The sequence below is a fragment of the Streptomyces sp. NBC_01426 genome (assembly GCF_036231985.1).
GTDB lineage: Bacteria > Actinomycetota > Actinomycetes > Streptomycetales > Streptomycetaceae > Streptomyces.
In genome coordinates this window covers 192,745-205,497 of the sequence record NZ_CP109500.1, presented here as the reverse complement: position 1 = coordinate 205,497, position 12,753 = coordinate 192,745, and the positions used below count along the sequence as shown (strand labels likewise).

The following is a 12,753-nucleotide window of genomic DNA, read 5'->3' as shown; positions in this document are numbered from 1 at the left end:
CCCCTTCCAGAGGGAACTCTATGTTTAGAAGGCTCTCTAAGTTTCGAGGAGGTGCGTGGGCGCATGCGGACAGCCGAAGGGGGGCTGCGTGAGCGGCACAAGGCGCGGAGACGCCTGCGGATCCTCGACGCGACGCGCGAACTCCTGCGCGAGGAACCGGAATCGGTGATCAGTACCGAGCGGATCGCCGAACGGGCCGAGGTATCGCCGGCCACCGTGTACAACCTGATCGGGCCGCGCGAGAAGATCTGGGAGGCGCTCGCCGACGGGTTCATGGACGAGCTGGAGGCCCGCCTGGCCGAGCCGGGGCAAGGTGACCCGCGGGAGGTCGTCAGGTCGACCGTCCAGCTCTTCGTGAGCGACCCGGTCGTGTCCCGCCGCATGGTGCGCGGGTGGGAGGGGAGTGGCCTCGTACTCGACCGCAGTCCGCACACCCAGCTCCTCCGGGCGATGGCGGACGCGCGGACACGGGGCCTCCTGCGCGCCGACATCGATACCGACGCGTTGGCCGCCGTGGTCAGCGCCTCGTGTGTGGGGGCGCTGCACCAGTGGGTCGCCGCCCTGATCGACGACGACCGGTTCCTCGCCCGTTCCCTGTTCGCGCTGGACGTCGCGCTCGCCGCCGGGGCCTCGGACCCCCACCGCGACCAGTTGTTGGCGCCGCTGCGCACCCGGGATGCCCCATGACCGCGGACGCCCGGCCCCGGTCACGGAACTTCATCGGCTGCGGCGGGGTCCGGCTCGCGGCGGACGTGTGGGGCCAGACGTCCGATCCCCCTCTCGTCCTGCTGCACGGCGGCGGTCAGACCCGGCACGCCTGGCATCGGACCGGCCCTCGGCTGGCCGCGCTGGGGTGGTGCGTCGTCGCCCCGGACCTGCGGGGGCATGGCACCAGCGCGTGGTCTCCCGACGGTGACTACGACCTCGGCCTGTTCGCCGAGGACGTCCGGGCGATCGCCGTCGAGCTCGACGACCGACCGGTGCTCGTCGGCGCCTCGCTGGGTGGCCTGAGTTCCCTGCTGGCCGCCGGGGAGGCGCCGCGGGCAGCGGTCCGCGCCCTGGTCCTCGTCGACGTCGCCCATCGGCCGGATCCTCGAGGATTCCGCCGGATCGTCACGTTCATGCGCCGCGATCCGGACGGATTCGCCGACGAGGGCGAAGCGGCCGCATCGGCAGCCGCCCACCTGCCGCACCGTCCACTTCCGCCCGACCCCGGGGGGATACGAGCCAACCTGCGGCGCCATGGGGACCGTTGGGTCTGGCACTGGGACCCCCGCATGCTGGACAGCTTGGAGGGCCGGATGGATCCGCCCGGCATGGCGGAGCGTCTCCTTGACGCCGCACGCCACGCCGAGGTGCCGATCCTGCTCGTCCGTGGCGGGAGCAGCGACGTGGTGCGCGAAGAAGTCGCCGAGCAGTTCTGCGACGAGGTTCCCAAGGCGCGGCGCGTCGACGTCGCCGGCGCCGGGCACATGGTGGTCGGCGATCGCAACGAGCACTTCCTCGACGCGATCGTCCCGTTCCTGGAAGACATCGCATGACCGAGCGGGGGGAGACGGACGGTGGGGACGAGCGGGAACGACCGGCAGACGTACGTTCCGGGCGAGGACGAGGTACGGGAGGCCGTCGAGTCGCTGGGACGCCCCTCGACCGCGGAGGAAGTCGCCGCGCGGGTCGATGAGAGGACCGGACGCGGCGGCGCGGCGCCGTCGGCCTCGGTGGAGGCGGTACTCGGCCTGTTGCGCGAGCTGGAGAAGGCCACGCGGGTCAAGAGCTACACGCCGGAGCAGTGGCGGACCCTGGGAATCGTCGTGCACGGCGCCGCGCCGTACACGCGCTTGTGGTGGTCGGTGGACAAGTGGTGGGAGAGGGCCGTCCCCGGTGGGAGGGGGTACCAGCAGAAGAGGCGTGACCAGGAGCCGCGTGGGACAGCGGACGAGGAGAGCCCGGTCACGGCGAGTTTGCAGCGGATCGCGGAGGAGCAACGCAGGCGGTACCGGTCACGGGATCCCTTCGAAGGCCCGGGCGGACTGTGACAGAGGCGTCCACGCGCGTTCGGCACGTGGTCAGGCCCGGACAGGGCGCGGATTCACCCGATCCGGCGTACGGACGAGAGAAGCAGGGGGCGCTTGGCACCCCTTCGGGGACGCGGTGATCGCCCCCGCTCCCAAGGGATTCGAGACATGCGAGGGCGGCCCGGCAGCCCTGGGCGCCGGCACGCCGGACAGGAACCCTGCGCACGGGTCTGGTTACTGTTTGTGGTCATGGAGGTCGTGGCGGTACATCGAGGTGGCAGGCCGGCTCTGTCATGGGCCTGGGCGGTCATCGCTCTTGCCCTGGCCGCGCTCGTACACCTCCTCGTCTGCGCGCACGGCCCCGTGGCGCCGGGCCCGGGTCGTACCGACGCGCTCCCCGCGGCGTCGGCAGACTGCGGGCAGGGCCTGCGAGAAGCCTTCGACGTCAGTCGGGTGGATGCTGCGGCCGTAGACCCACCTGCGGTGGCGCACGCGCGCCCGGCTGGGAACGAGGCCGACCCGTGTGTCGACGCGGACCAGCCAACGCTCCAGTCGCCCCGAGACGTGGCAGCTCCGTCGAAGAGCTCCCTGCTCTCCCTGCCGGCCGAGCCGCTGGCCGAAGACGCGTACGACGCCGGCCGATCCGCACCACTCGGTGTGACACCCGCCGTTGCGAGAGCAGCGGAAGCCCGGGCACTGCTGGGGGTGTGGCGGACCTGACCCGCCCAGAACCCGGACCCCCGACGGTGAGCACGCTCACCCCGTGCGGCCCGGTTCTCCAGGTCAGCCCCCCGGTACCCCAGCACGGCCGCCCGCGCGTCCTCGCACGCGCCCAGGCCGAGGGAGAAGCACACCATGAACTCCTTTGCCCCGTTCACCCTCTCCGCATCGCCCGCCCAACTCCTGGCCGAGACCAAGCGCCCCACGCTCACCCCCGCCGGCCTGGTCGGCAACACCCCGACCCTGTGGGTCGGGGAGCCCTTCACCGCTGCCGGGCGGGGGTTCTGGGCCAAGCTCGAAGGCTGCAACCCCGGCGGGATCAAGGACCGCACCGCCCTGTACATGGTCCAAGCCGCCCGCGAACGCGGTGAACTCCGTCCCGGCGCACGGATCGTCGAGTCCAGCTCCGGAACGCTCGGCCTCGGCCTGGCACTCGCCGCGGTGTCCTTCGGCCACCCCGTCACCGTGGTCACCGACCCCGGTACGGAGCCGCTGATGACGGGCCTGCTCACCGCCTACGGGGCCGACGTCGAGCTCGTCGACGCCCCGCACCCCGTCGGCGGCTGGCAGCAGGCACGCCGGCAGCGGGTCGAGGAACTCCTCGCCGCGCAGCCGGGCTCCTGGTGCCCCGACCAGTACAACAACCCGGACAACGTCGCCGCCTACCGGCCGTTGGCCCACGAACTCGTCGCCCAGCTCGGCCGCATCGACGCCCTGGTCGTCAGCGTCGGCACCGGCGGACACTCCGCCGGCATCGCCTCCGTCCTGCGCGACTTCTTCCCCGACCTGCGGGTCGTGGGCGTCGACACCACCGGCTCCACGATCTTCGGCCAGCCCGCCGCTCCCCGCCTGATGCGCGGACTGGGCAGCAGCATCTTCCCCGGCAACGTCGCCTACGACCTGTTCGACGAGGTCCACTGGGTCTCCGCCGCAGAAGCGGTCTGGTCGGCCCGAGCGCTCGCACGCAACCGCTACGCGAGCGGCGGCTGGAGCGTCGGTGCGGTCGGCCTCACGGCCCGGTGGCTGGCCAAGACCATGCCCCCGGAATCGAAGATCGTCGCCGTCTTCCCCGACGGACCCCAGCGCTACGTCGGCACCGTCTTCGACGACGCCTACTGCGTCGCGCACGACCTACTGGACCACCGGCCCGCCGACGAGCCCGACGAAGTCACCTACCAGGGCGAGAAGACGATCACCCGCTGGACCCGGTGCACCACCGTCCTCGACCCACTCGGCGCCACCCGCCGCAACGAGCAGGCCGGAACGTCCCGATGAAGGCACTGTGGCACCAGACCGCCTCCTTCACACCTGCGGTCCGCCTGTTGATGGCCAACCAGTTCGCCATCAACCTCGCCTTCTACATGCTCATGCCCTACCTGGCCGCCCACCTCGCGGGCAGCCTCGGCCTGGCCGCCTGGGCCGTCGGCCTGGTGCTCGGCGTACGCAACCTCTCCCAGCAGGGCATGTTCCTCATCGGCGGCACCCTCGCCGACCGCTACGGCTACAAGGCCCCGATCATGGCCGGCTGCCTGCTCCGCACCCTGGGGTTCGGACTGCTCGGATGGGTCGACACCCTGCCGGCGCTCATCGTGGCTTCCGCCGCCACCGGGTTCGCCGGCGCCCTCTTCAACCCCGCCGTGCGGGCCTACCTCGCCGCCGAGGCGGGGGAGCGGCGCGTGGACGCCTTCGCCACCTTCAACGTCTACTACCAGGCCGGCATGCTCCTCGGCCCGCTCGTCGGACTCGCCCTCCTGGCCGCGGACTTCCGCGCCGTATGCGCGGCCGCGGCTCTCATCTTCGCCGCGCTGACCCTGCTGCAGTGGCGTGCACTGCCCGCCCGCGGCGGCAACGCCGCCCCGGGCGGACCCGCGGAAGGCGTACTGGCGCAGTGGCGGACCGTCGCGGCCAACCGGCCGTTCCTGCTCTTCTCGATCGCGATGATCGGCTCCTACGTCCTGACCTTCCAGGTGTACCTCGCCCTGCCGCTGGCCGCCGGAGACGCCCTCGGTGACGTCGCCGGAACCCGTGCCACCAGCGGCCTGTTCGTCGTATCGGCGGCTGTCGCCGTGGCCGGGCAGCTCCGGCTGACGGGCTGGGCGAAGCGACACTGGACCGCGGGGCAGGCCCTGGTACGGGGGCTGGCCGCCATGGGCCTGGCCTTCCTCCCGCTGGTGATCACTCCGTCCGGAGCCCCGTATCTGTCGCTGGTCTCCTTGACGGTGGCCGTGGTGTTTCTCGCCATGGGCGGCGCCATCGTCTACCCGTTCGAGATGGACACCGTCGTGGCCCTGTCCGGAGACCGCCTGGTCGCCACCCACTACGGGCTCTACAACACGGTCTCCGGCCTGGGTATCACCCTCGGCAACCTGGTCACCGGCGCGCTGTGGGACTTCGCCGTCCGCCAACAAGCCCTGTGGATGCCCTGGCTCGCACTCACCGCCACGGGGCTCGGCTGTGCGACCGCCGTCGCTGCCCTGAGTCGGACCGGACGCCTCACGCCGCCGGCACAGGTGCTCTCCTCAGCCTGAGGACCAGCCGCCGAGACGTCCCCGCCGCCTCCACACGGAGGCGGCGGGGACCTCGTTGGACACGGCACGCGGCCCTGCCGCGCCCGGCCCGCCGCATCGCGGAGACCCCCGACGAGCATCCACCGCAAACCGGGTAAACACCGCAGGACGGTCCTGCCCACCCCGCATCTCCCGTCGGACGGCACTCCATGATCGGGCCCGCGTCGGGGAAGATGGCGGGGTCAGTCGTAGTCGAGCCGTGGGGAGTGTGCGCGTCGATGACGCCGTCCGGTCTTGAGTCCAAGCCTCCGACGATCGCCGATGTGGCGCGCGTCGCCGGGGTGTCGCGTACGACGGTGTCGCACGCGCTCAACGGACTCGGGAAGGTCGATCCGCGAACCCGGGAGCGGATCAAGCAGGTCGCCGCCGAACTGGGCTACCGGCCGAACCTGCGGGCGCAGCGGTTGCGGCGCGGCCAGGCCAAGGCCATCGCGCTGGCCTCCTCGATGCCCTTCGCCGTCGCCGGTGGGACCTCGCGGCTCGGGTTCTACATGGAGATCGCCGCCGCGGCGGCCGAGAGCGCGCTCCTGCACGACTACGCGCTCGTGCTGGTGCCGCCCGTGCGGTCCGGATCCGGGCTGCACTCCGTCGACATCGACGGCGCCATCGTCGTCGAGCCGGACGTCGACGATCCCGCGGTGGCGCAGCTGAAGGAGCGCGGATTGCCGTACGTGGCGCTCGGCCGGCCCGTGTCGGCGAGCGAGGAGGTTCCGTACGTCGACCTGCGCGGCGGGCTGGTGACCGAGATGCTGCTCGCGCACCTGCGGGAGCAGGGGGCCCGGCGGCCGGCGCTGCTCATAGGGTCCGGCGAACGGCACTCCTCCGTCGACGCGCGCGAGGCGTACGGGCGGATGGCCGAGCGGTACGGATGGCCGCCGGTCGTGGCGACCGCCTCGGAGGAGGGCGGGGAGCAGGCCGGCCACGAGCGGTGTGCGGCGCTGCTGGAGGAGCATCCCGGGATCGACGCGGTATGTGCGCTGGTGGACGTGTTCGCGGTGGGTGCGGTCCGGGCGATCCGGGAGAGCGGGCGGTCCGTACCGGGTGACGTCATGGTCGTCACCCGGTACGACGGGCTCCGCGCCCGGACCTGCGACCCGCTGCTGACCGCCGTCGACCTGCACCTGGACCGGGCTGCGGCCGACGCGGTGGAGCTGCTGCTCGGACGCTTGGCGGGCGGGCCGGCCACCGCGTCGGTGGCCGGCCCGCCCGCGCCGCGGTTGGTGGTACGGGCCTCGTCGCTGCGGGCCGGCCCGCCGGCGTCGCTTCCCCTCACACCCCCAGCATGAGGACGACGCCGGAGACCAGCGCGAACACCAGGACGAACAGCCGCATCCTGCGGGCATCGAGCCGGTGGTGGACCAGCCGGCTCAGCCAGGCTCCGGCGGCGATCGCGGGCAGCAGCAGGAGGACCGGGCCCAGTTCCTGCGGATGGCCCTTGCCCGTGGCGAACAGCAGCACCAGCGAGGCCACTTCGCCGATGAGGAAGCAGACCGCGACGGTCGCGCGGAGTTCGGCGGGCGGCCGGTGCTGGTACACGAGGGCGAGCGGCGGACCGCCCACGCCGGTCGCGGTCTCCGTCAGTCCGGTCACCGCGCCCGCCCCCACGTAGGCGAGCCGCCCGGGGGTGAAGGCGGGCGCGGCAAGACTGACCACCGCCGCCAAGACGGTGGCGCCGCCGACGAACAGGCCGATGCTGCGGTCCGGGATCAGCCAGAGCAGCGCGAGGCCGCCGGGGGTGGCGGCGAGTCGGGCGGCGGTGATCCAGCCGGCGCCCCGCAGGTCGAGGGAGCCCCGCTCCCGCCAGGCGACGTACAGGTTCAGCGGGATCATCGCCGCCAGGACGAATACCGGAAGCAGGTCAGGGTCGAGGATCCCGGCGACCGGCGCCACGATCAGGGCGAAGCCGAGGCCGCTGCTGCCCTGGACGAAGGCGGCCACGGCGACCGCTATGGCGAGGACGGCGAGCGTGTCCGGGCTCATCGCGCGGTGCTTCGTTCGCGGGCGGTGGTGGAGGTGGGGTGGGCCCGGGTGATGGGGGCCCGTGCCACCGCGGCGCGGGCGAGGCCGGCGGCCCGCCGGACGAGCGCCGGGCCGTCCCAGCCGGTGGGCAGGCCCCGCCACATGCGCAGCCGGCCCGCGACGAACACGGCGCTGATCTGATCGCGGTTGCCGCGGCGCACGAGCTCCCAAGGGAGGTCCCAGGACAGCGCGAGTTCGGGATTGGTGACGTCGACCAGGAGGAAGTCGGCGGCCAGGCCCGCAGCGATGGTGCCGGTACGGGCGCCGAGGCCCACCGCGTCGGCGCCGCCCCGGGTGGCGTGCTCCAGCCAGGTCCAGCCGGCGCCGCAGGAGGAGTCTCCGGTGGCGAGGCCGTACGCGAGGCGCTGGGCGAACTCGGCAGCCTCGGTGAGCCGGAAGCCGTCGCCGCGCGTGCCGTCGGTGCCCAGGCCGAAGCGGATGCCGCGCTCCGCCATGGTGGCGGCCGGGGCGACGGCGTTGCCCTTCCAGGCACTGGCCACGGGGTTGTAGCTGACGGCGGTGCCGGTGTCGGCGAGCAGGGTCAACTCGCGGGGGGTGAGCAAGGTGGCGTGCGCGGCGAGCAGTTGGGGACCGAGGGCGCCGATGTCGTGCAGGTGCTCCAAGGGGCGCAGGCCGTGCCGCACGAGGGAGCGTTCCACACCGGCCAGGTGCTCGTTGACATGGATCTGGACGATCGCCCCGGCTTCGGCGGCCAGGCACGCGGTGCGCCGGAGGGTGGCGGTGGTGGCGGCCTCGGGGAGGGAGACCGCCAGGGACGCGTGGACGAGGGCGTCGCCCTCGTAGCGGGCCAGGTGTTGTTCCTCCCGCTGCGCGCCACCGGAGCCCGCGCCGCCGGGCTCCACGTCGTCACACACGAGCCCGAGGACGCAGCGGATGCCGGCGTCGCGTGCGGCGCGGGCCACCACGTCGACGTCCACGCCGGTGCGGTTCCCGGCATCGGTCACGGTGGTGAAGCCACCGCGCAGCGCTTCGAGCGCCGCCAACTTCGCCGCCGTGTACGCCGATTCCTCGTCCAGCGCCCCTTCCAGCGGCACCCAGACCCGGCGGAAGATCTCCGACGGCTCCCCGTAGGCGAGGGCCGAGCCGAAGGTCTGGGTGAGGTGGTGATGGGCGTCGACGAAGCCCGGCATCAGCAGGTGACCGGGGAGGCGTATCGGGTCGAGACGGGGGTGGGTGAGCTGGACCTGCGCCGCGTCGCCGACGGCTGCGAAGGACCCGTCGGCGACGAGGACCGCCATGCCTTCGGCGGGGCCTTCGGGGAGCAGGACGGCGTCCGGCAGGAGGAGGAACGGGCCGGTCCCGTCGAGGAGTTCACGGAGTGGCTGATTCATCGGTTGCTGTTGTCGCTTTCCGTACGGGCGGCGGCCACGCGCGCGGCGATGCCGGGCCTGATGTGGTGGAAGAGGAGGTTGAGCACGACGGCCACGAACGCGCCGACGGCGACGCCGCTCTCCAACAGGATGCGGAGGTTCGGCGGGAAGCCCGCGTACACGCCGGGGACGAGGATGGGCAGCAGTCCGAACGCGAGGGCGACGGCGCACACGAAGGTGTGCGTGTGCTGTTCGAGGTCGCAGCGGCCGAGCATCTGCACACCGAGCACGGTGATGACGGCGAAGACGACCATGGCGGTGCCGCCGATGACGGCGGACGGGATGACGCTGATGGCGTGGGTGACGGGCGCGAGGAAACCGATGACGATGAGGACGACGCCGGCGGCCGCGGTGACGTAGCGGCTGCGTACGCCGGTGACCCGCACGATCCCGATGTTCTCGCCGCTCGTCACCATGAGCGGCAGACCGAAGAACCCGCCGACGACGGAGGTCAGGGCGTCACCGCGGATGGTCTTGGGAACCGCGGTGCGCCGGTCGATCTCCTTGCCGACGGCCTCGGCGTTGATGACGGTCTGGCCGGTGGCCTCCGCCATGGAGGCGAGGCTGTAGAGCATGAGGGGCAGTGCGGCGACGAGGTCGAACCGCGGTGAGCCGAAGGGCAGGAGCTGCGGCACGGTGAAGAGGCCACCGCCCGCGCCCTTGAAGTCGACGGCGCCGAGCACGGCGGCGAGCGCGGTGCCGGCGAGCAGGCCCAGCATGACGGCGAGCTGGCGCAGGATGCCCGTGGACAGCAGGTAGAAGACCACGGTGAAGCCGATGGTGGCCATGCCGAGCCCCAGGTTCACGGGATCGGCGAAGCCGGGCTCACCGGGGCGGCCGGTGACGAGGACGGCGCCGACCTTCACCAGGTTGACGCCGACGATGACGATCATCGTGCCGATGACGAGGGCGGGGAAGAAGGCCAACAGCCGCGAGAAGACGGGCAGGACGACGAAGGAGAAGACGGCGGTGAGGACGACCGCACCCGTGGCGGTGGGCAGGCCGTGCTGTTCGGCGATGGCGAGGAAGAGGATGAGCGGCGCTCCGCCCGGGAGCATCACGAAGGGGAGGCGGGGACCGAACTTCCAGGGGCCGAGCGACTGGACCAGGGACCCGATGCCGGAGAGCACGAAGGCGGCGGAGAGCAGGTTGACGGTCAGCGCCGGGCCGAGGCGGAGGGTGGCGCTCATCAGGAAGATCGCCGAGATGGGCGTGGCGGCCATGACGAGGACGTGCTGCACGCCGAAGAGGAGGATCCGGCCGAGCGGCCGGGACTCGTCGACGGGGTGGACGACGCGGTCGGCGTCGCCGGCCTGCTGCCGCGTACGGGGAACGGTGGGGCGGGGACTTGACACGTTCGAGCTCCGATCGGCGTTCGACACGCTTGGGTTCAGCCGCGATCCAGCCCTGGACGGAGAGCCAAATCGATTTGGCCAAATCGATTTGGCCGCCAGTATGTGAGGGTCCCGAACCCCCGTCAAGACCCCTGACACGCAGGCTCCCCAGCACCCCGCGACCGGGATCGACCACGGCCGCCGGCCACCGCGGCTCTGCGACGACAACGCCCTGACACGCCCTCAAGGCATCGATCGACGAGGTGGTGCGCTGGTCGAGGGCCTGCGGACGCGGCGGTGCCGAATGGTTTCAGTGGACTCGTGGTTCGGCGTGGCCGCGCTCTTGGTCGAGGGCGATGTCGGCGTCGAAGCTGCTCAGCCGGGCTTCTTGTACGACGACGAGGCGCACCGTGCTCACGAGACGGCGAGATACCTGGGCGTGGTCGAGAACCGAACGGGGTTCAGCCGCGTCACAGGCCGAATGCGCCGCCTTCCATGAGGATGAGCAGCCCGATGGCGATGAGGACCAGGGGAAGCAGACCCAGGTAGGGGATCGCCGACTCGGGCAGGAAGGTGGCGCCGAACGCGGCGGCCACGGCCACGGCGAGGATCGCGGCGAAGCCCAGGTACTGGCCGAGCACGATGCGCCGGGTGAAGCCCGGGTGGCCTGCCCCCTGACCGAAGAACAGCGCCAGGATCACGATGTCGTCGATGTTCGTGACGGCGAACAGCCCGGCGGCCTGCCCGACGATGCCCAGGCCCACGAGTGGGTGCCTCTCCTTCGGGGCGGGTGACCCGGGCGACGCTACCGGGAGCCCGCCCCGCACCTCTCGCCGGCCTCAAGCTCAGCGCTGTTGCCTCTCGTGATCCGTGTGCGGCCGGCCGCGTAAGGTCGGCACGGGCCGCGGGCGCCATGGTCCTGGTGGTGACCTGTCGGAGGAACACGTGGAAAAGACTGAGCTTCAGCGGCGGCCGCATGCCGATGAGCGAGGACCAGGTACGGGCATGGACGGTCTGCGCGAGCGCGGATTCGCCCGCTACGGTGCCGAGCAACTCGGTATCACCCCGGCCGGCTCCGCCACGAAGGACCTGGCCAGGATCCGGGAGGTCTGCGCGGATCTGCCACCCGACCCGTACGCTCCGGGGACGAATCGGTTCCGCCGGTACTCCCACGCCGTGTACCTGCCGTGGACGGGCGAGCTGTCCTGGATTCCCGGAACCCCCGATCCCGTGCACGGTTTGGCCACCGACTTCTCCCAGGGCGAGGACGTCCCCGAGGAGCCGCGGAAGCGGCGTGTGCTCCCCGAGATTCCCGAGGCGCTGCGCGGCAACGCTCTGCTGCAGAGGCTCCTGCGCTGGGACATCGAACAGGTCCTGTTCCTGAGGAATCTGGGGAGACGGCCGCTGTGGGCGGGCGTCCACCTGATCAAGCTCGGCGTCGACCATCCCGGCCAGGACGCGGTTTCTTCCCCGAACTGCCTGCACCAGGACGGAGGCTCGTCCAGTACGTTCACCTTCGCCCACCTGATCAGCCGTACCAACGTCAGCGGCGGCCAGAACGTCATCGCCACACCGGACAGCGCGGGCCTCCAGCCCGACGACCCGTGGGCGGACCTCCATGCCCGCTTCACCCTCACCGACCCACTGGACGGGTACGCCGTCCACGACCACAGAGTCAGCCACTACGTCGGCGCGGTCCGCGCCGGCACCGCGCCAGGACCGGGCGAGCGATCCATCATCATCGTCGGCATCGCCCCGTACGTCCCCCAGCTGTGAACGCGAACACCGGAGCCGATCCCTGACGCGCAACACGGGACACGACCACGTGGCCGGGCCACTCGGCGAGCTGTGCCCCGTCTGACGCCCGAGTCGCGCTCCAGGAAGTCACCTCGTACACAGGTTGAACAATTCCTCGCACACAGGTTGAACTTCGAGCGGGAGGGCACCCGTATGCGGCGGGCCTGAATCGGATGATCGGAACACGGTGCGCGGGGCTTCGCCCCGTCGAGTCGAGTCCGTGACAGGTTCGCCCAAGTTCCGTGAACGCTCGACTGCCAAGGGGTGTGGCTGTGTCCGACAGAAGCGTGGCGACGCTGGCTCTGTACTACGGCGACGAGGCACCCGTGCTCGTGGCGATGGGCGGGACCTCGATTCCGGCCCGGCTCAACGTCGTCGATCCCTCGGGGCGGATCGTGGCCGTGTACGAAGTCGGCGCGCCCACCGAATCCGGCACCACGTCCCCCGACACGGAAGGCACTTTCGGTGCCGACGACGTGATCGAAGTGTCCGGGGGCGCCGACATCGAGTTCATCGCGCTGGAGCGTGATACCGACGGAGGCTACTTCGTCAGGGCCGCGGTCGGCGGTCGCGAGCAACTGTTCGCGGCCACGGTGAACACCGCCACCGGAAAGGTTCTCTACGACGCCGGCGGAACACCGGCGGTCCGGGCCACCCCGGCGAGCGGGGTGGTCACCATCCTGTGAAGCCGTGGCCGCACGAGCCCTCCGGCCGGATACGGGGTCACTCGCCGGTGAGTCACCGGTCGGTGATGGTGTCGGTCGGAGGGATGCGTCGGCGGGGCGGCAGCTCGGGGGCGTGGGAAGCGGATCGGATCGCTGCCCCGCACGGCCGGCGGTCGATACCCCCGACCCGGCAGGGAAGCAAGCTGCATCGTTCCGTCATCGGGCGGGGCCCCGCCGGCACGTTG

The 12,753-nt window shown here is 71.8% G+C and carries 12 protein-coding genes; 8 read left to right on the top strand and 4 right to left on the bottom strand.

Annotated elements, in window-relative coordinates:
* Positions 1–63 precede the first annotated feature (63 nt).
* The 6 genes from OG906_RS01105 (at position 64) to OG906_RS01080 (ending at position 6,588) form a co-directional block, all read left to right on the top strand.
* Positions 64–687 (top strand): TetR/AcrR family transcriptional regulator, encoded by a 624-nt coding sequence (locus OG906_RS01105; RefSeq protein ID WP_329439046.1) that lies wholly within the window; start codon positions 64–66, stop codon positions 685–687.
* Positions 684–1,541 (top strand): alpha/beta fold hydrolase, encoded by an 858-nt coding sequence (locus OG906_RS01100; RefSeq protein ID WP_329439044.1) that lies wholly within the window; start codon positions 684–686, stop codon positions 1,539–1,541. Before OG906_RS01105 ends, OG906_RS01100 begins: the two co-directional genes overlap by 4 nt.
* Before the next feature lie 21 nt (positions 1,542–1,562).
* Complete coding sequence (locus OG906_RS01095; RefSeq protein ID WP_329439042.1) at positions 1,563–2,036, top strand: hypothetical protein; 474 nt, start codon at positions 1,563–1,565, stop codon at positions 2,034–2,036.
* Between the two features lie 834 nt (positions 2,037–2,870).
* Entirely contained in the window at positions 2,871–4,010 is a 1,140-nt protein-coding gene (locus OG906_RS01090) for a PLP-dependent cysteine synthase family protein (protein ID WP_329439040.1), read from the top strand.
* Positions 4,007–5,263: an MFS transporter gene (locus tag OG906_RS01085; RefSeq protein WP_329439039.1), complete on the top strand. Its 1,257-nt coding sequence runs from the start codon at positions 4,007–4,009 to the stop codon at positions 5,261–5,263. The genes OG906_RS01090 and OG906_RS01085 overlap by 4 nt, the downstream gene beginning before the upstream one ends.
* A 257-nt stretch (positions 5,264–5,520) precedes the next feature.
* Positions 5,521–6,588, top strand: a complete 1,068-nt coding sequence (locus tag OG906_RS01080) for a LacI family DNA-binding transcriptional regulator (protein WP_329439038.1) — start codon at positions 5,521–5,523, stop codon at positions 6,586–6,588.
* Here the strand turns inward: OG906_RS01080 and OG906_RS01075 are convergent.
* The 4 genes from OG906_RS01075 to OG906_RS01060 all read right to left on the bottom strand — a co-directional run bounded on the left by OG906_RS01075 (position 6,572) and on the right by OG906_RS01060 (position 10,810).
* Positions 6,572–7,282: a sulfite exporter TauE/SafE family protein gene (locus OG906_RS01075; RefSeq protein WP_329439036.1), complete on the bottom strand. Its 711-nt coding sequence runs from the start codon at positions 7,280–7,282 to the stop codon at positions 6,572–6,574. The genes OG906_RS01080 and OG906_RS01075 overlap by 17 nt on opposite strands.
* Positions 7,279–8,673 carry an amidohydrolase family protein gene (locus OG906_RS01070; RefSeq protein ID WP_329439034.1) on the bottom strand — a complete coding sequence of 465 codons (1,395 nt, stop codon included), beginning with the start codon at positions 8,671–8,673 and terminating at the stop codon, positions 7,279–7,281. Before OG906_RS01070 ends, OG906_RS01075 begins: the two co-directional genes overlap by 4 nt.
* Positions 8,670–10,067 carry a uracil-xanthine permease family protein gene (locus OG906_RS01065; protein ID WP_329439032.1) on the bottom strand — a complete coding sequence of 466 codons (1,398 nt, stop codon included), beginning with the start codon at positions 10,065–10,067 and terminating at the stop codon, positions 8,670–8,672. The genes OG906_RS01070 and OG906_RS01065 overlap by 4 nt, the downstream gene beginning before the upstream one ends.
* Positions 10,068–10,516: 449 nt before the next feature.
* A complete protein-coding gene (locus OG906_RS01060; RefSeq protein WP_402306601.1) occupies positions 10,517–10,810 on the bottom strand; it encodes a cadmium resistance transporter in 294 nt (97 codons plus the stop codon).
* A gap of 241 nt (positions 10,811–11,051) precedes the next feature.
* Between OG906_RS01060 and OG906_RS01055 the strand changes: the two genes are divergently transcribed.
* Positions 11,052–11,822: a 2OG-Fe dioxygenase family protein gene (locus OG906_RS01055; protein ID WP_329439031.1), complete on the top strand. Its 771-nt coding sequence runs from the start codon at positions 11,052–11,054 to the stop codon at positions 11,820–11,822.
* A 293-nt stretch (positions 11,823–12,115) separates the two neighbouring features.
* A complete protein-coding gene (locus tag OG906_RS01050; protein WP_329439029.1) occupies positions 12,116–12,529 on the top strand; it encodes a hypothetical protein in 414 nt (137 codons plus the stop codon).
* Positions 12,530–12,753 lie beyond the last annotated feature (224 nt).

What these genes read in the sequence shown, in the direction of transcription:
- OG906_RS01105 (WP_329439046.1), top strand. Translation starts at nt 64, where the DNA reads ATGCGGACAGCCGAAGGGGGGCTGCGTGAGCGGCACAAGGCGCGGAGA.
- OG906_RS01100 (WP_329439044.1), top strand. Translation starts at nt 684, where the DNA reads ATGACCGCGGACGCCCGGCCCCGGTCACGGAACTTCATCGGCTGCGGC.
- OG906_RS01090 (WP_329439040.1), top strand. Translation starts at nt 2,871, where the DNA reads ATGAACTCCTTTGCCCCGTTCACCCTCTCCGCATCGCCCGCCCAACTC.
- OG906_RS01085 (WP_329439039.1), top strand. Translation starts at nt 4,007, where the DNA reads ATGAAGGCACTGTGGCACCAGACCGCCTCCTTCACACCTGCGGTCCGC.
- OG906_RS01080 (WP_329439038.1), top strand. Translation starts at nt 5,521, where the DNA reads ATGACGCCGTCCGGTCTTGAGTCCAAGCCTCCGACGATCGCCGATGTG.
- OG906_RS01075 (WP_329439036.1), bottom strand. Translation starts at nt 7,282, where the DNA reads ATGAGCCCGGACACGCTCGCCGTCCTCGCCATAGCGGTCGCCGTGGCC.
- OG906_RS01070 (WP_329439034.1), bottom strand. Translation starts at nt 8,673, where the DNA reads ATGAATCAGCCACTCCGTGAACTCCTCGACGGGACCGGCCCGTTCCTC.
- OG906_RS01055 (WP_329439031.1), top strand. Translation starts at nt 11,052, where the DNA reads ATGGACGGTCTGCGCGAGCGCGGATTCGCCCGCTACGGTGCCGAGCAA.